Here is a 21,129-nt window from a genome sequence, read left to right on the forward strand (position 1 = left end):
GGGTGCGAGCCAGCTATCCAGACCGCTCGCCCCACGAACGGCATCCGCCATGACCACCTCCTGCCGAGGTCGTGCCTCAGCAGGTCGGTCCATCACATCACGTCCGCAAGTGCCCAGGTAGTGCTAGGCCGGGCCGCCCCGCTCAGATCAGGCTGAGTTCCGTCAGCGTCATCAAGAAGGGCGTCAGCGGGCAGAACACGATCACCCGGCAGCCCTGCAGCCCCTCCCAGGCAGCCGCACCGGCGGGCCCGACGAACTCCACTGCGTGAAAGCCGGGCTGCGGCCCCAGCTCGATCGCCTTGCCCGGCAGGTCCGCATTCGCGCCGCCCGGCCCCGTGCAGCGGAGAAGGCAGGTCAGGCTCAGCGGCTGCGGGGCGCTGCCGCGCAGCAGGAGCGTCGCCCGCTGCTTCTCCCGCAACGCGGCGGGATCCCACTCCATCTCCAGCGTGACCCAGGTGCTGGCCGTGCGCTGCTTGAGCGAGATTTCCACCCCCCGCGTGGGATCGGCGCGCAGGTGCAGGTCCGGCCTGGCCCCCTGGCGGAAGCCCACGGTCAGCCCCGGGGCGATCTCCTCATAGGGCTGGACCAGCGGCTGCGCGCCCAGCCGCTCCGGCGCGGCGGCGATCGCGCGCACATAATCCGGGGAGGATGCGGCGACGCGGTTGCCGGCCACGGCCAGCTCGCGCTTCAGCGCAAGGACCGTATCCAGAAGGGCATCCACTCGGTCGGCGATGCGCTGGGCCATCGACATGCTCCACCAGTGTGCAGCGCAGCATCGCGGCCCGCCCCATGCGTCACAAGTGAATTTCTGTCGCTCCCCGCGCCGGCGGCACGGGTCCGCCGTGGCCGGGGCGATGCGGCCCTGGCACATTCGCGCCGCGCGAAGCGGAGGGGATACGCGATGCAACTCCTGGCCTTGGACGCGGCGCTGGCCTGCGCCTCCGTGGCACTGTGGCAGGATGGTGCGGTGCTGGCGGAGGCCTCGCGGGAGGGCTCGCGCGGGCAGCCGGCCGCTCTGCCCGCCCTGGCCGATGCGGTGCTGCGCCAGGCCGGGAACCCGCGGCCGGGCGCGGTGGCGGTCTCCGTCGGGCCGGGCGGCTTCACCGGGCTGCGCGCCGCCATCGCGCTCGGCCGCGGCCTGGCGGATGGCTGGGGCGTGCCCCTGCTCGGGGTGACGACGGGGGAGGCGCTGGCCGCCGCCCTGGACACCCCCCAGGCCGCGGGCCGCACCCCCTGGTCCGTGACCCTCGCCGGCCGCGGCGGGCTGGTGCTGGAACGGCTGGGCGAGGCCCCGGCCCTGCTGGACGAAGCCGCCCTGCCCACCCCGGAAGGTCCCGTCGTGCTGATGGGGGATGCCGCGCCCCAGGCCGCCGCCCGCCTGCTGGCGCGGGGGGCGAACGCACTCCTCTCCGGGGCCAGGCTGCCGCATGCGCGCTTCGTGGCCGCCGCCGCCGCGCGCCGGATGGCGGAGGGCGCCCCGCCCCGGCCGGCGGCGCCGCTCTACGCCGAACCGCTGGCCCTGCGCGTGCCGGGCCCCGCGGCCTGATGGGCCCGGACGGCCAGCCGCGGCCGGCGACGGAGGCGGACATCCCCGCCCTGGCCGCCCTGCACGCGGCCGCCTTCCCCCCGGACGAGCGCTGGGGCGCCACCGCTCTCACCGCCATGCTGCGGCTTGAGGGCGGCTTCGGCCTCCTGGCCGGGGATCGGGGCTTCGTCCTGGCCCGCGCCGTCGCGGGAGAGGCGGAGATCCTCACCCTCGCCGTCCATCCCGCCGCCCGCCGGCAGGGCCTTGGCGGCCGGCTCCTGGAGGCGGCGGTGGCGGAAGCCGCCCGGCGCGGCGCCACGGCGCTCTTCCTGGAGGTCTCGGAGGCGAATGCCCCCGCCCGCGCCCTCTACGCCCGCGCCGGGGCGGCGGAAGTCGGCCGCCGGCGCCGCTACTACACGGACGGCACGGACGCGCTGGTGCTTCGGATCGGGCCCGAGGACTGGACCGGAGGCGTGAAGGGCCTCAGCCCCCCTTCCTGATCCAGAGCCGAGCGCTGCCCTCCGCCCCCTCCTCCATCCCCAGCACGGCATGCCCCTGCTCGGCGGCGGTGCGCGGCACGTTGCGCCGCGGCTCCTCCCCGCGCAGCAGAACCAGCAGCACCTCGCCCGCCTCCATGCGGTCCAGCGCCAGGCGGGTGCGGACGAAGGTCATCGGGCAGGTGTCGCGGGTGATATCGATCCGGCAAGTCTCGGCAGGCATGTCCAAGCCTTCCGTCGCAGTGATTTCTTTGCTCATGACCTTTGATTCCAACTCTTCTCTGTCACCGGCATGGGAAACAAGGTAAATCCTCTTGCGAATCGGGGGCTCTGCAAGTCCCGATCCTTTACGGCGGATGTGCGCGTCCGGCAGAACTCGGGGATGGCGTGAATGGCGGAGACCACGGTGGCGGTACGGGAAACCGCGGATGGAACGGTCCTCGGGCTGACGGCGCAGATCGTCGCGGCGCATGTCTCGAACAACCCCGTTCCGGTGGCCGAGCTCTCCCTGCTGATCGAGAATGTCCACCGCACCCTGTCCGGGCTCGGCCGCCCCGCCGAGGTCGTGCCGGCCACCCGGCCGGAGCCGGCGGTCGCCGTGAAGAAGAGCATCACGCCCGAGTATCTGGTGTGCCTCGAGGACGGCAAGAAGCTGAAAATGCTGAAGCGCCACCTCAAGACCGCCTACAACATGACGCCCGAGCAGTACCGGGAGCGCTGGGGCCTGCCGCCGGACTACCCCATGGTAGCCCCGGCCTATGCCTCGCACCGCTCCTCGCTCGCCAAGAAGATCGGGCTCGGCACCCGGCCGCGCAGCGTCCGCCGCGGCCGCGGCACGAAGGAATAGGGCCGGCCCGCGGAACGGCGGCGCGGGTGGCCTTGAAGGCGGGTTTGGCGCCGGGGCCATCGGCGGGGTAGTAGTCTCCGCCCGAACGGGATGACCATGGACCACGCCACGCACACCCACGCCAAGGCACCGCACGACAAAGGCGCCGACCCCACGCGGATCGAGCGCCTCTGCATCGAGCGGGGCCTCAAGATGACCGGCCAGCGCCGGCTGATCGCCCGCGTCCTCTCCGAGGCCGAGGATCACCCGGACGTGGAGGAACTCTACCGCCGCGCCATCGCCCTCGACAGCAAGGTCTCCATCGCCACCGTCTACCGCACGGTCCGGCTGCTGGAGGAGAAGGGCATCCTGGAGCGCCGCGACTTCGGCGGCGGCCGGTCCCGCTACGACCCGGCCGATCGCGGCCACCACCACCACCTGATCGACGTGGACACCGGCACCGTCCTCGAGTTCGAGGACGAGGAGTTCGAGCGGCTGGTGGAGGGAATCGCGGCCCGCTACGGCTTCACCCTCGTCCAGCAGCGGCTGGAACTATTCGGCAAGAAGGCCGATGCCGCGCCGGACCCCCGGCGCCGCCCCGGCCCTCCCCTGAAGAAGGACGGGGAATGACCGAGGCGGCCACCGGCTTCGGGGAGATCCGCAGCGGCAGCCTGGGCGTCCGCATCGCGGAGAGCGCGGCGGAGGTCGAGGCGGCCCAGGCGCTGCGCTGGCGCGTCTTCTACGAGGAGATGGGCGCCCAGCCCGACGCCGCCACCGCCGCCAGCCGGCTGGACGCCGATGCCTACGACCCCGTGGCCGACCACCTGCTGGTGATGGACCACGACCGGGGTGAGGGCGCGGCGGCCGTGGTGGGGACCTACCGCCTCATCCGCCGCCCCGCCGCGGCCCGGGTGGGGGACTTCTACTCCGCCAGCGAGTACGACCTGACCCCGATCCGCTCGCTCGGCAACGGGCTGCTGGAGCTCGGCCGCTCCTGCGTGGACGAGGGCTATCGCACCCGCGGCACCCTCCAGCTCCTCTGGCAGGGGATCGCCGCCTATATTTTCCAGCACCGGATCTCGCTCATGTTCGGCTGCGCCTCCCTGCCCGGCACGGACCCGGACGCCATGGCGGCCTCCCTCACCTACCTCCACGCCTACCACCTGGCCCCGCCGGCGCTGCGCCCCCGCGCCCTGCCGGAGCTCTACGTGGCGATGGACCGCATGGACCCCGCGGGCTTCGACCCCAAGCGCGTGCTGGCGGAGCTGCCGCCGCTGGTGAAGGGCTACCTGCGCCTCGGCGGCTTCGTGGGGGACGGCGCGGTGGTGGACCGCCAGTTCAACACCACCGACGTCTGCGTGCTGGTGAAGACCGAGCTGGTCACGGCGAAGTACCTCAAGCACTACGAGCGCAAGATCGTCGCGACGGGGGATTAGGCCCCGCCCCTCATCCGAACCGACGAGGGAGAGTCTCCTCCTGCGGTTCCCCGGTTCACGAAGGCCGTCCTCCGCGGGAACGGGCACGCGATCCGACTAGGCGGCCTGCCCTTTGGCCTTGGCCGCAGCCATCGAGGCAAGAGCCGCTGCCTCGAAGCCTTCCCCGCCTTCCATCAAGGCAGCGATCGTGAACACCTCCACCGCGCGAGGGTAAGAGACCCTTTTTCCATGGCCCCCATGGCCCATTTCCATGGACACCCGCGACGATCCCAGCGTGGACACGATGCCACTGCGGGGATCCATTCTCGCGACATACCACTCCAAGGCCCGCCGCAACGATCCTTCTGCCAGGTCCACCATGGCCGCGTCCTCGCAGAGCATCAGGAAACGCTGCGCAAACGAGCTTCCGTAGATCTGGTACGCCACGTCGTAGCCGCCGAGCTCCGGGTAGACACCGTCGGGGCGCTGCGACGACATTGCCAGAAGCGCATGCTTTGCCGCCCGCGCGTGAAAGCGCGGGCGCCCGAACAGAACGGCCGCACACTGGTAGAGGCATGCGGCCATCCATTGGCGATGACCGTATCTCGCATCGTGCCTGAGACCCCGCCTTTCGACGGGGCGGCTCGTCATCCAGTTCAGGGCCCGGCCGCAGCACCGCATGCGCTGTCGCGTGATCCGCTGTGGGTCGAGCAGCAGAGCAAGCGTCAGTGCCTGAAGGTAGCGCATCGCCGAGTGAAACGGGTCACGGCAGGCCCATCCGCCTTCTGCCTCCTGCTGGTCCAGAGCCCAATCGAGGATCCGCCAGCCCTGGTCACACCAGTCCTGCCTCCGATGATAGAGCCCGCGGCGCACCCAGTCCGCGCCGATATTCTGCTCCTCAACAAGCGTCAGGCCATTTCGGTTCAGTCGAACCGCGCCACTGGCAGCGACGGGGAAGGTTGGCATTCGCCCGTAGAGGCGTTCCCCGAGGCGGGGCGCGAGGTAGATCGACCTCAGTTGAGCGGAAGCTTCACCACGCGTCATCGCCACGGCTTCCGTCGCGCATCCTCATGGCCGATCCTCCCTCCGGCGGTTCCTACCCCGCCCGCAGCGCCATCCCGTCCCGCTGCGGATCCGCCCCGCCTTCCAGCACCCCGTCCGCCCGCGCCTGGATCCCGTGCAGCGCCGCGAAGGCGTAGCTCATCGGGCTGCGCTTGATGTCGTAGCCCATCCCCGCCAGCGCCTCCGTCACGTCCCGCCGCACGCGGTTGGACACGTCGATGGAATCCGACACGGCGACGATCCGCGGCGCCGCCACGGCGTCCGACATGGACATCCCGAAATCCAGCACGTTGCTGATGCCCTGCGCCACCGCCGGCGCGATGTAGCTGCCCCCCGGCGCCCCGATGACGATCCGCGGCCGATCCCCCTGGAACACGATGGTCGGCGCGGAGGAGGAGGCGCGCCGCTTGCCCGGCGCGATGGAGCCCGCATGCCCCGGACGCGGGTCGAAGCGGCTCATCGACCCGTTATACATGAAGCCCAGCCCCTCCGTGATCGCGCCGGAGGGGCTGCCAAGGGTATGAGTCATCGTCACGCAGTTCCCCTCCCCGTCCATAACGGAGACATGGGTGGTGTCGCGCTCGGTCTTCCGCTCGAGCCGCGTCACCCGCAGCCGCTCCCCGCGCCGGATCCCCTCCGCGACCCCCGCCGTATAGTCGCGGGACAGCAGCCTCTCCGTCGGCACCGGCACGAAGGCCGGGTCGGACATGTTGCGGTCCTTGTCGATCGTCATGCGCTTCATGGCCTCGGCCAGGATACGCAGGTGCTCCACCCCGCCATGGGTCAGCGCGCCCATGTCGAAATGCTCGAGGATGTGCAGCACCTGCAGCATGGCGAAGCCGCTGCTCGGCGGCGGGTTCGTCGCGATCCGGTGCCCACGGTATTCGCCCCAGATCGGATCCGCCAGCGAGGTGCGATAGGCCCGCAGGTCCTCCAGGGAGAGAAGCCCGCCATTCGCCCGGAAGTCGGCCGCGATCTCCTCCGCCATCTCCCCGGTGTAGAACAGTTCCGGCCCGCCCTCCGCCAGCCGCTCCAGGCTGTGCGCCATGTCCGGGTTGTCGATGATGTCGCCCTGGCGCTTCAGCGAACCGTCCTCGCGGAAGTAGACGCGCCGCCCCGTGGCGGTCATCCGCAGCTTGTCGATCGTGTTCACCTGCCCGCTGGCGGACTGGTCCTGGCTCCAGAACCAGTGGACATGCGGCCGCACCATCCAGCCCTGCCGCGCCTGGGTGATGGCCGGCTGGAACACGTCCCGCCACTCCATCGTGCCCCAGAGCCGCAGCGCCTCCGCATAGCCCGCCACGTTCCCCGGCGTGCAGACCGCCAGGTGCCCCGCCTCGCTGATCCCGCCCTCCAGCAGGAAGGCGAAGCCGTCGCGCGACTGCCCCAGCAGCTTGTCCGCCCACATCTCCGGCGTGGCCGCCAGCGGCGCGCGGGAGAAGAACTCCAGCACCTTGTGCACGCCCCGGCGCGGCAGGAAGACCTGCATGGAGCCGAAGCCGCCGATCCCCACCATCTGCGGATCGACCACGCCCTGCACCAGCCCGCAGGCGATGGCGGCATCCACGGCATTCCCACCGCGCTCCAGCACCCGCGCGCCCGCTTCCACCGCCTCCGGCTGCGGCGCCACGATCATCCCGGCCATGTCAGGCGCCCCGCTTCTGGTGCAGCAGCCCGGCGAGGAAGTCCTGCACCCGGTCGATCACCAGCATCCGGCTGTGGGCCACCCCCGGCACGAGGTCGAAGCGCACCTTCACCCCCGCCGCCTCGAAGGACTTCCGCAGGGCGTCCATCCGCTCCGGCCGCGTGCGCCCGGCGTCGTTTGCGCCCTCCATCCAATAGGTGCCGCCGGGCTTGTGCGTGATCTCCCAGGTCTCCAGGTCCGCATCGCCCACCAGCATCTGCACGGGCACCTCCGCCAGCGCCTCGCGGTCGAACGCGATCCCGAACACCTCCTTCAGGTTCCGGATCCCCACCCACCAGTCCCGGTCCGCATCCAGCAGCGTCACGGAACCCGATGCCCCGATGCAGGCCGCCCAGAGCTTCAAGGGATGCAGGATCGCGAAGCGATGCGTGAAGTGCCCGCCGCCGGAGAAGCCGAACATCGCGAACTTGTCCCACTGGCGTCCGTACTTCGCCGCCACCTCCTCCACCATGCCGAGCAGCACCCGGTCGTAGCGGATCTCGCCCTCCTGCATGTACTTGTACCCGCTGCGCGCCCCGTCCCCGAGCGGCCCGATCGGGAAGACCGGGCAGAGGATCACGCAGTTCTTCCACCGCCCGAACTCCGCGAACCCGTCCCGGAAATCGAGAAAGGAGGTGCGGGAGGTGCCGTGGACGCAGACCACCAGCTCCGTCTCCGGCCCGATCTGCGGCGGGACATAAAGACAGTAGTGGAAGCGCGGATCGACCTTCGCGGCATAAATCGCCGTCTTGCCGACATCGTAGGTGGCGCGCAGCAGCTTCGCCTGGCTGTCTTCGGTCGCGGTGCTGGACACGGTGCTCAGGATTCCTTCGTGACGCCGGTGGCGAGCGTGTACTGGTCGGCACGGGTGACGTAGCCGATGCCCTTCTTCGCCGCCCAGACCGAGACCTCGTGATGCAGCGGAATCAGCGCGACGTCGCGGAAGGCGATGCCGCTGGCCTCGGCCAGCAGGGCGTTGCGCCCCGCATCGTCCATCGTCCGCAGCGCCTCCTTCAACCGCCGGTCCACCTCGGGGTTGGAGTAGCGGCCGCCATTGCTGATCCCCAGCCCGGCCGCCTTGTCCTCGGTCGCGACCAGGGCCGACATCGGGTTGCTCGTCTCCCCCGTGTTCACCCCCCAGGCGCCGAGATGGCAGGAATCCACCGTGCGCTGGCTGTTGCGCCCGGCATAGGTGGACCAGGGCATCGTCTCCGCCCGGCACTCCACCCCGATGCGCGTGAACATCTGCGCCACGGCCTGCACGATCTTCGAATCGTTGATATAGCGGTCGTTCGGCCCCACGACGGTCAGCCGGAAGCCCCGGGGATAGCCGGCCTCCGCCAGTAGCGCGCGCGCCCGGTTGGGGTCATAGGCCGGGACCTCCAGCGTGGAATCCGTCCCCGGCCCGCCCTTCGGCAGGAACTGGCTGGCGGCCACGGCCTGCCCCTCCATCGTGCGCTCCACGATGGCCTGCCGGTTGATCGCCAGGGACAGCGCCTGCCGCACCCGCAGGTCCTTGAAGGGGTTCCGCTCCAGCGGCCTGCTGTCCATCCCGGTCACGGAGGGCGAGACCTCGTTCACCTGATCCAGCGCGAAATACACGAAGCGGGAGGAGATGCCGCTGATCGGGTGCAGCCGCGGGTCCGCCTTCACCCGCTCCGTATTCCCCGATGCCACCGCCTCGATGATGTCGAGGTCCCCCGCCAGCAGCGCCGCCAGTCGCGCCGCGTCGTCCGTCACCACCCGCAGCTCCACGCGCTCCCAGGGCGTCGGCCCGCCCCACCAGGCGGCGTTGCGCTCCAGCACGATGCGATTGCCCGGGACGTACTCCCGCAGGATGTAGGGTCCGGTGCCGATCGCGGCGCGGCCGGAATTGAAATCGGCGCTCGGCGCCCCCGCCAGGGCCGCCCGGATGATCCGCACCCGTCCGATGGAGTTCAGCAGCAGCGGGTCCGGCGCCCGCGTCTCCACCAGCAGCGTGCGCGGGTCCGGCGCGGACATGGCGCTGATACTGCGCGTGTAGGTCCGGAAGGACGCCGCGCTCGGGATGTCGGTCGCCCGCCGGATGGAGGCGATGGCGTCCTCCGCCGTGAAAGCCGCCCCGTCGGAGAAGCGCGCCTCCCGCAGGCGGAAGGTCCAGTGCGTGTCGTCCTGCCGCGTCCAGGACTCGGCCAGCCCGGGCTGGGAGCGGGAGGCGTGGTCGTTGACCACCAGGCTGTCGAACAGGTGCGTCGCCACCGCGTTGTTCGGCGCGTTGCTCAGCAGATGCGGGTCCAGCGTGGTGTTCGGCGCCGCCATCCCGATCCGCAGCGCGCCCCCATGCCCCGCCCCCTGCCCCGCCTCCTGGGCCCGGGCCCCGGCAAGCCAGCCCGGCGCGATCCAGGCAGCCCCCGCGCCGAGGGCCAGGCCGACAAGGTCACGCCGCTGCGTCATGGTCCGGCTCCGCTCGAAAGGCGCGGGAGCCTAGAGCCCTTCCCGCACCCTTGGGAATCGGGGCGGCCCGGCGAAGACGTGACGCTTCCGTCACGCCGCCTTCACGGCCCCGCCATGGACGTGTCTCCTTCGCCGCGCTAACCCGGCGGGCATGGACGCCGCCACACGCGACCCTGCCGAGGCCCTGGCCGCCCCGAGCTCCCTGCGCCGCCGCGCGCCCCTGCGCTACCGCCGCGCCGTCCCCGGCGGCCGCGTCTTCGATGTCATGGGGGACCGCCCGCTCGGCGGCCGCTTCCGGGCGGTGCGCCGCCTCGTCACCATCGCGGCCTGGACCCTGGCCGCCATGCCCGTCCAGGCCGTGCTGCTGGCCCTGCCCGGGCGGGGCAAGGTGCGCTTCGCCCGCTTCTACTGGCAGGCCGTCGCCTTCCTCATGGGCATCCGCATCCAGGTGGCGGGGGAACGGCGGGCCGCCCCGCGCACCCTCTATCTCGCCAACCACTCCTCCTGGCTCGACATCATCGTGCTCGGCGCCACCCTCGACGCCGCCTTCGTCTCGAAGGCGGAGGTGGGGCGCTGGCCGCTGATCGGCCTCGTCGCCCGCCTCGGCCGCACCGTCTTCGTCTCCCGCTCCCGCGGCCGCACGGGCGAGGAGGCGAAGGAGATGCGGGACCGGCTGGCGCGCGGCGACAGCCTCGTCCTCTTCCCTGAGGGCACCTCCTCGGACGGCACGCGGGTCCTGCCCTTCCGCTCCTCCTTCCTCGCGGTGGCGGATGCGGCCGCCGTCATCCAGCCCGTCTCCCTCGGCTACGACCGCCTGGGCGGCCTGCCGGCCTGCCGGCGGGACCGCCCGGTCTTCGCCTGGTACGGGGACATGTCCATCGGTCCCCACGCCTGGAACCTGCTCCGCTACGCCGGGCTGCGCGCCACCGTGCTGCTGCACGCGCCGCTGGAACCCGGCCCCAGCCCCAACCGCAAGGCCCTCTCCGCCGCCATGGAGACGACGGTGGCCGAGGGCGCGGCGATCCTCCGCCAGAACCGTCCCCCGGTGCCCCTGCCCGCCCGCTGGCCCCAACCTGCCTGACCGGTCTTTGCTTGACCGGAATCGAACCGATCCGCGAGGCTTCCCGCATGGACGCGCCCCTCATGCCGCGCCGGGAGTTTTCTTGACCTGGAAGGCCCCGCGCCGCACATCCCCCGCCCCCGGGGTGCCTTGCTCGCGCAAGGGCCCGGGAACGGAAGGGTCTTTTCCAGCATGAGCACCACCGGCCCGGCTCGGCCCAATACCCGCAAGCTCCTGATCCGCACCTGGGGCTGCCAGATGAACGTCTATGACAGCGGGCGGATGGCCGACATCCTCGCCCCCCTCGGCTACGCCCCGACCGAGAGCGCGGAGGAGGCCGACATGGTCATCCTCAACACCTGCCACATCCGGGAAAAGGCGAGCGAGAAGGTCTTCTCCGACCTCGGCCGCTTGCGGGAGACGAAGAAAGCCCGCGCGGCGGAGGGGCGGGAGACGGTCATCGCCGTCGCCGGCTGCGTCGCCCAGGCGGAGGGCGCGGAGATCACTGCCCGCGCCCCCTGGGTGGACATCGTCCTCGGCCCCCAGACCTATCACCGCCTGCCGGAGATGGTGGCCCGCGCCAGCCGCGCCGCCGGCGCCGTGATCGAGACGGACTTCCCCGCCGAGGACAAGTTCGACCACCTGCCCGAGGCCCGCGGCCCCCAGGGCCCCGTCGCCTTCCTCACGATCCAGGAGGGCTGCGACAAGTTCTGCTCCTTCTGCGTGGTCCCCTACACGCGCGGCGCCGAGTTCTCCCGCCCCGCCGCCGCCATCCTGGCGGAGGCGCGGCAGCTCGCGGCCAACGGCGCGCGGGAGATCGCCCTGCTCGGGCAGAACGTGAATGCCTGGGCGGGTGCGTCACCCGACGGCAACAGCTGGCGCCTCGCCCGCCTGCTGCGGGAACTGGCCGAAATCCCCGGCGTTGCCCGTCTGCGCTACACGACGAGCCACCCGCGCGACATGGACGATGACCTCATCGCCGCCCACGGCGAGATCCCGGCCCTGATGCCCTACCTGCACCTCCCCGTGCAGAGCGGATCGGACCGCGTGCTGGCCGCCATGAACCGGGGCCACAAGGCCGACCTCTACCTCCGCCTCGCCGACCGCCTGCGGGAAGTACGGCCGGACATCGCCCTCACCTCCGACTTCATCGTCGGCCACCCCGGCGAGACGGCGAAGGACTTCGAGGACACGATGCGGCTGGTGGAGCAGGTGGGCTTCGCCGGCGCCTACTCCTTCAAGTATTCCGCCCGCCCCGGCACCCCCGCCGCCGCCCAGCCGGGCGCGGTGGCGGAGGCGGAGAAGGACACCCGCCTCCAGGCCCTCCAGGCCCTGCTGCGGCAGCAGCAGGACGACTTCAACCGCGCCTGCGTCGGGCGCGTGGTGGATGTGCTCATCACCGGCACCGGGCGCCATCCCGGGCAGGTGGCGGGCCGCTCCCCGTGGCTCCAGCCGGTTCATGCGCCCTTAGCGCATGGCGGCGCAGCCCCGGTGGGTGCGGTGGTACCGATGCAATTGCGGGCCACCCACCCCAATTCCCTCTCCGCAACCATGGTGCTGCCCGAGGAGTCCGCCGCCGCTTGACCCAGATCGCCGCCCCCGCCGGGGGGATCACCCTCCGGTCCGATCCCAGCGCCCTGCGCCCCGGCTTCCGGCCGGACACGCAGCGGACCGTGACCCTGGACTTCGACGACAACGCGCTGTTGCCGATGCTCTACGGGGAACACGATCGCCACCTGGCGCGGATCGAGCAGCGATTGGGTGTCCGGATCGCCTCCCGGGGCGGGCGCGTGATGATCAGCGGCGGGACGGACGGCACCGGGCTGGCGGAATCGGTGATGCGCGCCCTGTGGCAGCGCCTGCAGAAGGGAGAGCCCACGGGCATGGCGGACGTGGATGCGGCGCTTCGCATGGCCGATGGCCCGCCCCAGCCCGAGAACGGGTCGGACCCGCGCCTGCCACTGGCCGATATGCCGGCCATCCGCACGCGCAAGGGCGCCATCGCCCCCCGCAGCCGCACCCAGGCCGCCTATATGGACATGCTCCAGCGGCAGGAGATGGTCTTCGGCGTTGGCCCCGCCGGCACCGGCAAGACCTATCTCGCCGTCGCCCAGGGCGTGGCCCTGCTCATGGCCAACCGGGTGGACCGCATCATCCTCTCCCGCCCCGCGGTGGAGGCTGGGGAGCGGCTGGGCTTCCTGCCCGGCGACATGAAGGAGAAGGTCGATCCCTATCTCCGCCCGCTCTACGACGCGCTGCACGACATGATGCCGGCCGACCAGGTGGCCCGCCGCATCACCTCCGGCGAGATCGAGATCGCGCCGCTCGCCTTCATGCGCGGCCGCACGCTGGCCCATGCCTATGCCATCCTGGACGAGGCGCAGAACACCACCCCCGCGCAGATGAAGATGTTCCTCACCCGCATGGGCGAGGGCTCGCGCATGGTGGTCACCGGCGACCCCACCCAGGTGGACCTGCCGCCCGGCCAGAAATCCGGGCTGGTGGAGGCCCTTTCCATCCTTGATGGCGTGGACGGCATCGGCATCACCCGCTTCGCCGAGGCGGATGTGGTACGCCACCCCCTGGTCGGGCGCATCGTCTCGGCCTATGGCCGGGCCGAGGCGGCCGGGACCGTGACCGACGGGCGCAGCCCGGTCCGCAGCAGAACGAGGGAGTAAGGCAGAAGTGGGCAGTCGCCCGCCCGGCGGAGAACCCGCCGGGCCTGAAGACGAGACCTCCGGGGAAGGCTTCCCCGGATGGGATGATGCGGTCGAGGTGGTGGTCGAGGCCCCTGCCTGGCGATCCGCCGTGCCGCGGGTGGAGGAAGTGGTGCGCCGCGCCGCCGCCGCCGCCTTCGAGGAGGCCGGCGAGGATGGTTCCGTCACCGTCCTGCTGACGGATGACCGCGCCATCAAGCGCCTGAACGGCGACCACCGCGGCAAGGTGAAGCCGACCAACGTGCTCTCCTTCCCCTCCCTCCACCCGGGCGTGCCGGGCGATGTCGCCCTGGCGCTCGGCACGGTGCGGCGGGAAGCGCGGGCGGCCGGACGGAGCGTGATGGCCCACCTGTCCCATCTTGTTGCGCACGGGGTGCTGCACCTGACAGGCCACGATCACCTGCACGCTGGCGAGGCGCGGCGGATGGAGCGGGCGGAGGCGCGGATCATGCGCCGCCTTGCCCTGCCCAATCCCTGGAGAGGCGTGGCGTGATCGACCATCATGAGGGCCGGGCATGAGTGACCGCCAGGCCACCGATCGCAAGGGCCTGCTCTGGAAGTTCCAGGGCCTGCTGCTCCGGCGCGAGGCCGAGAGCGTGCGCGACCAGGTGGAAGCCCTGGTCGAGCAGGAGGGCGAGGAGGGCCAGGAGCCCGAGGCCGACGCGCTGGACGCGAATGAGCGCATCATCCTCGGCAACGTCCTGAAGCTCCGGAACAAGACCGCGGTGGACGTCATGGTCCCCCGCGCCGACATCATCGGCATGCCCTGCGACCTGACGCTGGACGAATCCATCCGCCTCATCCAGCGCGAGGGCCACAGCCGCTTCCCCGTCTACAGCGGCGACCTCGACGACATCCGCGGCATGATCCACATCAAGGACGTCTTCGCCGCCGTCGGGCGGGACGAGGAGCCCTTCTCCCTCGACAAGGTCCTGCGCCCCCTCCTCTTCGTGGTGCCCCAGGTCCCGGTGCTGGACCTCCTGCTGCAGATGCGGGAGGGCCGGACCCACATGGCCCTCGTCGTGGACGAGTACGGCGGCATCGACGGGCTGGTGACGATCGAAGACCTCGTCGAGACCATCGTCGGCGACATCTCCGACGAGCACGACGAGGAGGTCTCCCCCCAGATGGTGGAGCGGCCGGACGGCAGCCTCGACGTGAACGCCCGCATGAAGATCGAGGATTTCGAGGCCCGGATGGGCGGCGAGGTCCTGACCGCCGAGGAGCGCCAGCAGGACATCGACACGCTGGGCGGCCTCGTCTTCACCCTGGCCGGCCGGGTGCCCGCGCGCGGGGAGCTGGTGTCCCACTCCTCCGGGCTGGAGTTCCGCGTCCTGGAGGCGGATCCCCGCCGCATCCGCCGTCTCCGCGTGCGCCGCCCCGCCCCCGCCCCGTCGGTGGAAGGCAGCGGGGAGGCCGCCGGCGGCCCGCCCCTTCTTCTCGAAGCCCCGCGCTCCGGCGCGCCGGGCGCCCATCCCTCGTCCCGAGCGGCGGAGTAGGCCCGGCCCCGTGCAACGTCTCGTCCGATCCCTTCGCGCCCTCCAGGGATGGCGCGCCCTCGCCGCTGCCTTCGGCCTCGGCGCCCTGGCGGCGCTCGCCATGCCGCCCGTTTACGCCGTCCCGGTGCTGCTGCTCTCCCTGCCCGGGCTGCTCCTCCTGCTGGAAGGGGCTGGATCCTGGAAACGCGCGGCCCTCGTCGGCTGGGCCTTCGGCTGGGGCTTCCACGTCGCCGGCCTCTACTGGATCACCTACTCCATCCTGACGGAGGCGGAGCGGCTCTGGTGGTTCGTCCCTCTCGCCGTGCCGCTGCTGGCCCTCTGGATGGGGATCTACACCGTCATCCCCGCCGTCCTCGCCTGGGCCGCCCGCCCGGGCTGGCCGCGCGTGGCGGTCCTCGCCGGCGGCTGGGCGCTCTCGGAATTCGTCCGGGGCTGGGCCTTCACGGGCTTTCCCTGGAACCAGCTCGGCACCGCCTGGGTCTTCGCCGCCCTTCCCGTGCAGGGCGCCGCCTGGATCGGCACCCACGGCCTCTCCCTCGTCACCGTCCTCCTGGCCTGCACGCCACTGCTCGGGCGGCGGGCGATGGCGGGCGGCCTCGCCGCTCTCCTCCTCTTCGCCGGCTTCGGCGCCTGGCGCCTCTCGGGCGAGAAGGTGGCGGACCTGCCCGTCACCCTCGTCCTCGTGCAGGGCAACGTGGCGCAGGAGACGAAATGGCGGGCCGAGACGCGTGTGCCGATCTTCCGTCGCTACCTGGAGCTCGGACAGCAGGGTGCCGCCGAGGCCGCCCGGATCGCGCCGGGCACTCGCCCCGTGATCGTCTGGCCGGAGACGGCCAGCCCCTTCCTGCTGGAGGACGACCCCGAGGCCCGCCGCGTCGCCGCCGAGTCGCTTCCCCCCGGCGGCTTGCTGCTCGCCGGCACCGTGCGCGGCGAATGGGGCCCGGACGGGCGCCCGACGAAGCTGTTCAACAGCCTCGTCGCCATCGGCCCGGATGCCCGGATCAGCGCCACCTACGACAAGTCCCACCTCGTGCCCTTCGGGGAGTACATGCCCCTCTCCGGCCTCATCCCCATCCGGGTGATCCGCGGCGGGGTGGATTTCGGTGCAGGGCCGGGCCCCGTGGCCATGCCCTTGCCCGGCCTGCCCCCCGTCGGCCCGCTGATCTGTTACGAGGTGATCTTCTCCGGCCAGGTGGTCGGGGCGGACCGACCGGGCTGGCTGCTGAACATCACCAACGACGCCTGGTTCGGCATCTCCGCCGGCCCGCACCAGCATCTCGCCACCGCCCGGCTGCGCGCGGTGGAGGAAGGGCTGCCGCTCGCCCGCGCCGCGCAGACCGGCATCTCCGCCAGCTTCGATGCTCATGGCGAATTGATCACCTCCCTGGGGCTCGGAGAGACGGGCTACCTGCTATCGCCCCTGCCTGCGGCTGCTCCGCCGCCGCCCTTCGCGCGATTCGGCCTTCTCATACCGGCCATTCTGTCGTTCCTGGCCCTTGTAGCGGGTTGGCTGGGCACGCGGCGTAGCGCAGCTGCCCCCGCTGGCCATCCCGCCTCCGCCGCGAGAGGGTCCGGAGGTTAGGCTTCGTCCATTTAATTAGAATTCTCGAAAGAGTTGACATTCAGTAAGTGTGCCCCCAATCTTCTCGCAGTGTCGCAGGGACGTAATGGCCACGGTCTGAGCCGCTGGCCATGTCATGGCGTGCAGAACGCGGGCCGCCTGCCAAATGGCGAAGGAGTGGTGCCTATGTCGAGTGAGGAGGCGCTGGAGCGCACCGAACGCGGCGAGCATCGCCCCAGCCCGATCGACGTGCATGTGGGAAGCCGCGTCCGTCTGCGCCGGACCCTCTTGGGCATGAGCCAGGAGAAGCTGGGGGAGGCCCTCGGCCTCACCTTCCAGCAGGTGCAGAAGTACGAGCGCGGCGTGAACCGCATCGGTGCCAGCCGCCTCTTCGACCTGGCGCGGGTGCTGGATGTGCCCATCGGCTTCTTCTTCGACGACATGCCCGACAGCATGGGCGGCATCGCCTCCGGCTTCCGCTCCCGCCTCGCGGGCTTCGCTGAGACCCAGGAGGGGTTCGAGGACGATACCCTGCACAAGCGAGAGACGCTGGAGCTGGTGCGCGCCTATTACCGGATCAACGAGCCCGCCGTGCGCAAGCGGGTCTTCGACCTGATCAAAAGCCTCGCCCCCACCGAGTAGGCCGGGGCGGGATCGGCAAAAGGCCGGGGGCCGGGCCGGGGCAAAATGCCCCGCCCGGCCTTTTTTATGGGGGCGTTTCCGTGCAGGGCACCCTCATGGCCGCAATTGCGGGTTGTCGAAGACCGGCTCGCGATAGGCCCGCAGCGCCCGGCCCAGGGCCTGCGCCAAGTCCAGCTTGTCGTCCTCCCCCAGGAAGCCGCCGATCTCCACGGAACGGCCGCGCACCGCCAGCCGCAGCTCGCTCACCCGCCCCGGGCGCGGCGTCAGCACCACTCGCGCCCAGTAGGCGTCCAGCGCCAGCGCCCGCCGCCGCCCCCGCCGGTCCGTACGCTCCACCCGCAGCCGCCCGCCCGACAGGGTGATCCGCTCCGCCAGCCGGTCGGACCAGCGGCGATGCGCCCGCAGCAGCGCCACCACCAGCACCACCTCCCCGCCCATGAACCCCGCCACGGGCCAGGCGCCGAGCGACCAGAACAGCACCGTCAGCCCCGCCGAGCCGAGCGCCACCAGGCCCACCAGCACGCGCAGCCCCAGCGGGGTGCCGGACTGGTGCGGTGTCGTCACCGCCTCGAACAGGGGAATCTCGGGCGCCGTCGCGTCCTGGGCGTGGCTCATCCCGCAAAGATAGGACATCCGGCCGCCGATTTCCCGGCGAATGCACATGCCCTAATGAACACCCGTGAGCCGCCGCCCCACCAAGCCCGTCCTGCCGCTGCACGGCACCGCCAACCAGCCCCGCCGCGCCCGCCGCCTCTCCGCCGCCACCGCCGCGCATTTCATCCGCGCCCTGGCCGCCGCCAACCCGGAGCCGAGGCCGGAACTGGACTACGCCGACCCCTTCACCCTCCTCGTCGCCGTCGTCCTCTCCGCCCAGACCACGGACCTTGCGGTGAACAAGGTCACCCGCACCCTCTTCGCCGAGGCCCCGGACGCCGCCGCCATGGCCGCCCTCGGCGCGGAAGGGATCGCCCGCCACATCCGCAGCATCGGCCTCTGGCAGGCTAAGGCGAAGAACGTCGCCGCCCTCTCCCATATCCTGGTGGAACAGTATGGCGGCCGCGTTCCGGAGGACCGGGAAGCCCTGGAAGCCCTGCCCGGCGTCGGCCGCAAGACCGCGAACGTCGTCCTCAACGTCGCCTTCGGCCAGGACACCATGGCGGTGGACACCCACATCTTCCGCCTGGGCAACCGCACCGGCCTCGCCCCCGGCGACACGCCCCGCGCGGTGGAGGACGGCCTGGTGAAGCGCTGCCCGCCCGAACTCCTGCGGGACGCCCACCACTGGCTGATCCTGCACGGGCGCTACGTCTGCAAGGCGCGGCGGCCGGAGTGCTGGCACTGCGTGGCGCGGGACTACTGCAACTACCCGGACAAGGTGGCGGGGCCGAGCGCCAGTTGACGACGCGGGGTGGCCCCAGGGGGAGAAGGAATTCCCCCTCCCCCTGGATCCCCCACCCTCATCTTCTGGGGGGCTGCCGCGGAATGCGGGGCTGGCGGTTCGCCGAGGGTCATCGACCCTCGGCGCGGGACAGGTGTCCTCGGGATCAACGGATAGAAGAAGATGATGGGGGTCCAGGGGAAGAATTCCTTCTTCCCCCTTGTGGGGGTCCCGGGGGCAAGGCCCCCGAAGTTCAGGCCGGCGGCTCAGCCCCCACCTGGTCCACGATCCGGCGGTAGTGCTGCGGCTGCCGATGGGCGGCGAAGTTGAACATCTTCTCCTTGCCCTGCCGCGTGAGGTCGAGGTCGCAATCCGCCACCAGCACCTCGTCACCCAGAGTCTGCGCCTGTGCCACGATGACCCCGTTCGGGTCCACGATGACAGAGCCGCCGATGAGGCCGGACCCGTCCTCGTTCCCCGCCTTGGCCACGGCAACCGCCCAGGTGGCGTTCATGTAGGCGTTGGACTGGGCAGCCAGGATGGAGTGGAAGGTGCGGATCTCCTCGTTCTCCGTGGAGCCGCCATTGGGGTCGTAGGCGGCGGAGTTGTAGCCCACCACCATCAGCTCCATCCCCTGCAGGGCATAGACGCGCCAGGCCTCCGGCCAGCGGCGGTCGTTGCAGACCAGCATGCCCATGACCGGCGCGCCCCAGTCGCCCGGGCCCCGGAAGGCGGGGAAGCCGGTGTCACCGTACTCGAAGTAGCGCTTCTCCAGCTGCTGGAAGCGATCCCCCGCGCGCGGCTCGACGGAGCCGGGCAGGTGCACCTTGCGATACTTGGCGATGATGGAGCCATCGGGGCCGGTGGTGATGGCGGAGTTGAAGCGCTGCCCCTCCGGCGTCTTCTCCGCATAGCCGACATAGAAGCCCACGCCGAGCTCCCGCGCCCGGTCGAACAGCGGCTGCACCCGCGGGTTCGGCATGGAGGTCTCGTAGTACTGATCCAGCTCCTCCCCTTCCAGCAGCCAGCGCGGGAAGAAGGTGGTGAAGGCCAGCTCGGGGAAGACCACCAGCTTGGCGCCCTTGCCGGCAGCCTCCTCCAGCAGCGCGATCATCCGGGCCAGGATGGCCTCGCGGCTGTCGGCGCGCTGGTTGGGGCCCATCTGGGCGGCGGCGATGCGGAGGATGCGGGGCATGGCGGCTACTCCTGCGGGGATACGGCGGCCGGGTTCTGCCCCGGCGCGCCGCAAGTCTCAACCACGGGGGCCGCGGTTAGACCCCACGTCATGCAGCGGGCGGTCCCCCCCGCCCTTGGGCAGCCCGTGCACCATGCCCACCGGATCGCGCCGCCCGATGCCCAGCAGCTGGTACAGCCCGATCGCCGCGATGGTCGCTGTGCCGATCCCCGCGATCGAGAAGCCGCCGATCGAGACCGTGAAGTTGCCGGAACCGAGCACGAGCGCGGCGCCCACGGTCAGCAGGTTCCGCGGGTCGGAGAAGTCCACCCGGTTGTCCACCCAGAGCCGGATCATCGCCGCCGCGATCAGCCCGAACACCACCACCGCCAGCCCGCCCAGCACCGGGCCAGGGATGGTCCGCAGCAGTGCCCCGAACTTCGGCGAGAAGCCCAGCGCGATGGCAAACACCGCCGCCACGACGAAGAGCAGCGTGGAGAAGACGCGGGTCACGGCCATGACCCCCATGTTCTCCACATAGGTCGTCACCCCCGTGCCGCCGCCGAAGCCGGAAACCATGGTGGCAATGCCGTCGCCGAGGAAGCCGCGCCCGACATAGGGATCCAGGTTGCGCCCGGTCATCGCCCCGATCGCCTTGATGTGCCCGAGATTCTCCGCGACGAGGATGAAGGCCACCGGCGCGATCAGCGCCATCGCCCCGGCCTCGAAGGTCGGGGAACGGAAGGCCGGCATCCCGAACCAGGGCGCCGCGGACAGCTCCGCGAAGGACACCGGCGGCAGTAGCCCCAGCCCGTTGCCGACGATCAGGTACAGCACGTAGCCGCAGGCGATGCCCGCCAGGATGGAGATCCGCCGGATCGCCAGCGGCGCATAGACCGCGATGCAGGAGGTGGCGAGCAGCGTCGCCAGCGCCACGATCACGTGCCAGCCCGGCCCCTCGATCCCCTTCACCGCCACGGGCGCGAGGTTGAGGCCGATCGCTGCGCCCACCGCGCCCGTCACCGCCGGCGGCATCAGCCGCTCCACCCAGTTCGAGCCAGTGAACATCACCAGCACGCCGATGGCCGCGTACAGCGCCCCGCAGGCGATGATCCCGCCCAGCGCCGGCCCGATATTCGGGTTCGGCCCCGTGCCCGCATAGCCCGTGACCGCGATCACCACCGCGATGAAGGAGAAGGAGGAACCCAGGTAGCTCGGCACCCGCCCGCCGACGAGCAGAAAGAAGATCAGCGTGCCGATGCCGGAGAACAGGATCGCCAGGTTCGGATCGAACCCCATCAGCAGCGGCCCGAGGATGGTGGAGCCGGACATGGCCACCAGGTGCTGCACGCCCAGCAGCCCCGTGGTGCCCCAGGGCAGCCGCTCATCCGGCGGAACAGTGGGGCCCTGGGCCAGCGGCCATCGCGGGAAGAACGACATGCGGCGGTGCCCTCCAAGCTCCGGCCCGGCCCGGCGAATCCCCCGGGGCAGGGCAGCGCCGCATGATGCCGCCCCCACCGGCGCGGTGCGAGGGCCCTAGGTAGGGGACTCATTCAGGTCCACTCGCTGACGGTGGCGACGAGAGCGAGGCTGGCGAGGTAGTTCCGCGCGAGGCGGTCGTAGCGGGTCGCCAGCCTTCGCCAGTTCTTGAGGTGG

At 71.4% G+C, this 21,129-nt stretch carries 22 protein-coding genes and 1 pseudogene; 13 read left to right on the plus strand and 10 right to left on the minus strand.

The genetic code is table 11. The annotated features are described in order from the left end of the window. Positions 1-142: 142 nt before the first annotated feature. A complete protein-coding gene (locus tag J5Y10_RS26830) occupies positions 143-745 on the minus strand; it encodes a hypothetical protein (protein WP_209377214.1) in 603 nt (200 codons plus the stop codon). A gap of 156 nt (positions 746-901) precedes the next feature. Between J5Y10_RS26830 and tsaB the strand changes: the two genes are divergently transcribed. Together tsaB and J5Y10_RS26840 are read left to right on the plus strand one after the other, a co-directional pair. Further along, complete coding sequence (gene tsaB / locus J5Y10_RS26835; protein ID WP_209377215.1) at positions 902-1,546, plus strand: tRNA (adenosine(37)-N6)-threonylcarbamoyltransferase complex dimerization subunit type 1 TsaB; 645 nt, start codon at positions 902-904, stop codon at positions 1,544-1,546. Beyond that, positions 1,546-2,025 (plus strand): GNAT family N-acetyltransferase, encoded by a 480-nt coding sequence (locus J5Y10_RS26840; protein WP_209377216.1) that lies wholly within the window; start codon positions 1,546-1,548, stop codon positions 2,023-2,025. Before tsaB ends, J5Y10_RS26840 begins: the two co-directional genes overlap by 1 nt. On the opposite strand, the gene J5Y10_RS26845 is transcribed toward J5Y10_RS26840, so the two are convergent. Then, complete coding sequence (locus tag J5Y10_RS26845; RefSeq protein WP_245215143.1) at positions 2,009-2,245, minus strand: sulfurtransferase TusA family protein; 237 nt, start codon at positions 2,243-2,245, stop codon at positions 2,009-2,011. The two genes, J5Y10_RS26840 and J5Y10_RS26845, sit on opposite strands and share 17 nt — an antisense overlap. A 168-nt stretch (positions 2,246-2,413) precedes the next feature. Between J5Y10_RS26845 and J5Y10_RS26850 the strand changes: the two genes are divergently transcribed. The 3 genes from J5Y10_RS26850 to J5Y10_RS26860 all read left to right on the plus strand — a co-directional run bounded on the left by J5Y10_RS26850 (position 2,414) and on the right by J5Y10_RS26860 (position 4,284). Then, on the plus strand, positions 2,414-2,869 hold the full coding sequence (locus tag J5Y10_RS26850; protein ID WP_209377218.1) for a Ros/MucR family transcriptional regulator: 456 nt from the start codon (positions 2,414-2,416) through the stop codon (positions 2,867-2,869). A 96-nt stretch (positions 2,870-2,965) separates the two neighbouring features. Continuing rightward, the gene (locus tag J5Y10_RS26855) at positions 2,966-3,478 is read left to right on the plus strand and encodes a Fur family transcriptional regulator (protein WP_209377219.1); all 513 of its coding nucleotides are present in this window, start codon (positions 2,966-2,968) and stop codon (positions 3,476-3,478) included. Next, on the plus strand, positions 3,475-4,284 hold the full coding sequence (locus J5Y10_RS26860; RefSeq protein WP_209377220.1) for a GNAT family N-acetyltransferase: 810 nt from the start codon (positions 3,475-3,477) through the stop codon (positions 4,282-4,284). Before J5Y10_RS26855 ends, J5Y10_RS26860 begins: the two co-directional genes overlap by 4 nt. Before the next feature lie 96 nt (positions 4,285-4,380). On the opposite strand, the gene J5Y10_RS26865 is transcribed toward J5Y10_RS26860, so the two are convergent. From J5Y10_RS26865 to J5Y10_RS26880, 4 genes are all read right to left on the minus strand, one after another. Continuing rightward, entirely contained in the window at positions 4,381-5,229 is an 849-nt protein-coding gene (locus J5Y10_RS26865) for a hypothetical protein (RefSeq protein ID WP_209377221.1), read from the minus strand. 130 nt (positions 5,230-5,359) lie between these two features. After that, entirely contained in the window at positions 5,360-6,970 is a 1,611-nt protein-coding gene (ggt, locus tag J5Y10_RS26870; RefSeq protein WP_209377222.1) for a gamma-glutamyltransferase, read from the minus strand. A 1-nt stretch (position 6,971) separates the two neighbouring features. Beyond that, complete coding sequence (locus J5Y10_RS26875; protein WP_209377223.1) at positions 6,972-7,823, minus strand: alpha/beta hydrolase; 852 nt, start codon at positions 7,821-7,823, stop codon at positions 6,972-6,974. Positions 7,824-7,828: 5 nt separating this feature from the next. Continuing rightward, positions 7,829-9,442, minus strand: coding sequence for an ABC transporter substrate-binding protein (locus tag J5Y10_RS26880; RefSeq protein WP_209377224.1), 1,614 nt, complete (start codon positions 9,440-9,442; stop codon positions 7,829-7,831). 151 nt (positions 9,443-9,593) lie between these two features. On the opposite strand from J5Y10_RS26880, the gene J5Y10_RS26885 reads away from it, so the two are divergent. From J5Y10_RS26885 to J5Y10_RS26915, 7 genes are all read left to right on the plus strand, one after another. After that, positions 9,594-10,523, plus strand: a complete 930-nt coding sequence (locus tag J5Y10_RS26885; RefSeq protein ID WP_209377225.1) for a lysophospholipid acyltransferase family protein — start codon at positions 9,594-9,596, stop codon at positions 10,521-10,523. Positions 10,524-10,694: 171 nt separating this feature from the next. Then, complete coding sequence (gene miaB, locus J5Y10_RS26890; RefSeq protein WP_209377226.1) at positions 10,695-12,086, plus strand: tRNA (N6-isopentenyl adenosine(37)-C2)-methylthiotransferase MiaB; 1,392 nt, start codon at positions 10,695-10,697, stop codon at positions 12,084-12,086. A gap of 125 nt (positions 12,087-12,211) precedes the next feature. Next, positions 12,212-13,180 (plus strand): PhoH family protein, encoded by a 969-nt coding sequence (locus tag J5Y10_RS26895; protein ID WP_209377232.1) that lies wholly within the window; start codon positions 12,212-12,214, stop codon positions 13,178-13,180. Positions 13,181-13,280: 100 nt separating this feature from the next. Continuing rightward, entirely contained in the window at positions 13,281-13,712 is a 432-nt protein-coding gene (gene ybeY / locus J5Y10_RS26900) for an rRNA maturation RNase YbeY (protein WP_342453035.1), read from the plus strand. A gap of 22 nt (positions 13,713-13,734) precedes the next feature. Beyond that, positions 13,735-14,718: a hemolysin family protein gene (locus tag J5Y10_RS26905; protein WP_209377227.1), complete on the plus strand. Its 984-nt coding sequence runs from the start codon at positions 13,735-13,737 to the stop codon at positions 14,716-14,718. 10 nt (positions 14,719-14,728) lie between these two features. Continuing rightward, positions 14,729-16,300, plus strand: coding sequence for an apolipoprotein N-acyltransferase (lnt, locus tag J5Y10_RS26910; protein WP_342453036.1), 1,572 nt, complete (start codon positions 14,729-14,731; stop codon positions 16,298-16,300). A 165-nt stretch (positions 16,301-16,465) separates the two neighbouring features. Further along, the gene (locus J5Y10_RS26915; protein ID WP_209377228.1) at positions 16,466-16,921 is read left to right on the plus strand and encodes a helix-turn-helix domain-containing protein; all 456 of its coding nucleotides are present in this window, start codon (positions 16,466-16,468) and stop codon (positions 16,919-16,921) included. Between the two features lie 93 nt (positions 16,922-17,014). Here J5Y10_RS26915 and J5Y10_RS26920 read toward each other — a convergent pair whose 3' ends face one another. Further along, the gene (locus J5Y10_RS26920; protein ID WP_209377229.1) at positions 17,015-17,554 is read right to left on the minus strand and encodes a DUF2244 domain-containing protein; all 540 of its coding nucleotides are present in this window, start codon (positions 17,552-17,554) and stop codon (positions 17,015-17,017) included. 79 nt (positions 17,555-17,633) lie between these two features. On the opposite strand from J5Y10_RS26920, the gene nth reads away from it, so the two are divergent. Continuing rightward, positions 17,634-18,320: an endonuclease III gene (gene nth, locus J5Y10_RS26925; RefSeq protein ID WP_209377235.1), complete on the plus strand. Its 687-nt coding sequence runs from the start codon at positions 17,634-17,636 to the stop codon at positions 18,318-18,320. 232 nt (positions 18,321-18,552) lie between these two features. On the opposite strand, the gene J5Y10_RS26930 is transcribed toward nth, so the two are convergent. The 3 genes and pseudogenes from J5Y10_RS26930 to J5Y10_RS26940 form a co-directional block, all read right to left on the minus strand. Then, on the minus strand, positions 18,553-19,494 hold the full coding sequence (locus J5Y10_RS26930; protein WP_209377230.1) for an N-carbamoyl-D-amino-acid hydrolase: 942 nt from the start codon (positions 19,492-19,494) through the stop codon (positions 18,553-18,555). Between the two features lie 57 nt (positions 19,495-19,551). Then, the gene (locus J5Y10_RS26935) at positions 19,552-20,913 is read right to left on the minus strand and encodes a solute carrier family 23 protein (RefSeq protein ID WP_209377231.1); all 1,362 of its coding nucleotides are present in this window, start codon (positions 20,911-20,913) and stop codon (positions 19,552-19,554) included. A 113-nt stretch (positions 20,914-21,026) separates the two neighbouring features. Beyond that, positions 21,027-21,129, minus strand: a pseudogene (locus J5Y10_RS26940) (IS5/IS1182 family transposase); the annotation flags it as partial.

It is taken from the genome of Roseomonas indoligenes (assembly GCF_017813365.1).
GTDB lineage: Bacteria > Pseudomonadota > Alphaproteobacteria > Acetobacterales > Acetobacteraceae > Roseomonas > Roseomonas indoligenes.

Bases quoted from the DNA above. Each gene is read 5' to 3' on its own strand.
- ggt (WP_209377222.1), bottom strand. From the start codon at position 6,970: ATGGCCGGGATGATCGTGGCGCCGCAGCCGGAGGCGGTGGAAGCGGGC.
- J5Y10_RS26885 (WP_209377225.1), top strand. From the start codon at position 9,594: ATGGACGCCGCCACACGCGACCCTGCCGAGGCCCTGGCCGCCCCGAGC.
- J5Y10_RS26895 (WP_209377232.1), top strand. From the start codon at position 12,212: ATGCTCTACGGGGAACACGATCGCCACCTGGCGCGGATCGAGCAGCGA.
- J5Y10_RS26830 (WP_209377214.1), bottom strand. From the start codon at position 745: ATGGCCCAGCGCATCGCCGACCGAGTGGATGCCCTTCTGGATACGGTC.
- miaB (WP_209377226.1), top strand. From the start codon at position 10,695: ATGAGCACCACCGGCCCGGCTCGGCCCAATACCCGCAAGCTCCTGATC.
- J5Y10_RS26935 (WP_209377231.1), bottom strand. From the start codon at position 20,913: ATGTCGTTCTTCCCGCGATGGCCGCTGGCCCAGGGCCCCACTGTTCCG.
- J5Y10_RS26860 (WP_209377220.1), top strand. From the start codon at position 3,475: ATGACCGAGGCGGCCACCGGCTTCGGGGAGATCCGCAGCGGCAGCCTG.
- tsaB (WP_209377215.1), top strand. From the start codon at position 902: ATGCAACTCCTGGCCTTGGACGCGGCGCTGGCCTGCGCCTCCGTGGCA.
- J5Y10_RS26845 (WP_245215143.1), bottom strand. From the start codon at position 2,245: ATGCCTGCCGAGACTTGCCGGATCGATATCACCCGCGACACCTGCCCG.
- J5Y10_RS26880 (WP_209377224.1), bottom strand. From the start codon at position 9,442: ATGACGCAGCGGCGTGACCTTGTCGGCCTGGCCCTCGGCGCGGGGGCT.
- J5Y10_RS26905 (WP_209377227.1), top strand. From the start codon at position 13,735: ATGAGTGACCGCCAGGCCACCGATCGCAAGGGCCTGCTCTGGAAGTTC.
- J5Y10_RS26915 (WP_209377228.1), top strand. From the start codon at position 16,466: ATGTCGAGTGAGGAGGCGCTGGAGCGCACCGAACGCGGCGAGCATCGC.
- J5Y10_RS26840 (WP_209377216.1), top strand. From the start codon at position 1,546: ATGGGCCCGGACGGCCAGCCGCGGCCGGCGACGGAGGCGGACATCCCC.
- J5Y10_RS26865 (WP_209377221.1), bottom strand. From the start codon at position 5,229: ATGCCAACCTTCCCCGTCGCTGCCAGTGGCGCGGTTCGACTGAACCGA.
- J5Y10_RS26920 (WP_209377229.1), bottom strand. From the start codon at position 17,554: ATGTCCTATCTTTGCGGGATGAGCCACGCCCAGGACGCGACGGCGCCC.
- J5Y10_RS26855 (WP_209377219.1), top strand. From the start codon at position 2,966: ATGGACCACGCCACGCACACCCACGCCAAGGCACCGCACGACAAAGGC.
- J5Y10_RS26850 (WP_209377218.1), top strand. From the start codon at position 2,414: ATGGCGGAGACCACGGTGGCGGTACGGGAAACCGCGGATGGAACGGTC.
- J5Y10_RS26930 (WP_209377230.1), bottom strand. From the start codon at position 19,494: ATGCCCCGCATCCTCCGCATCGCCGCCGCCCAGATGGGCCCCAACCAG.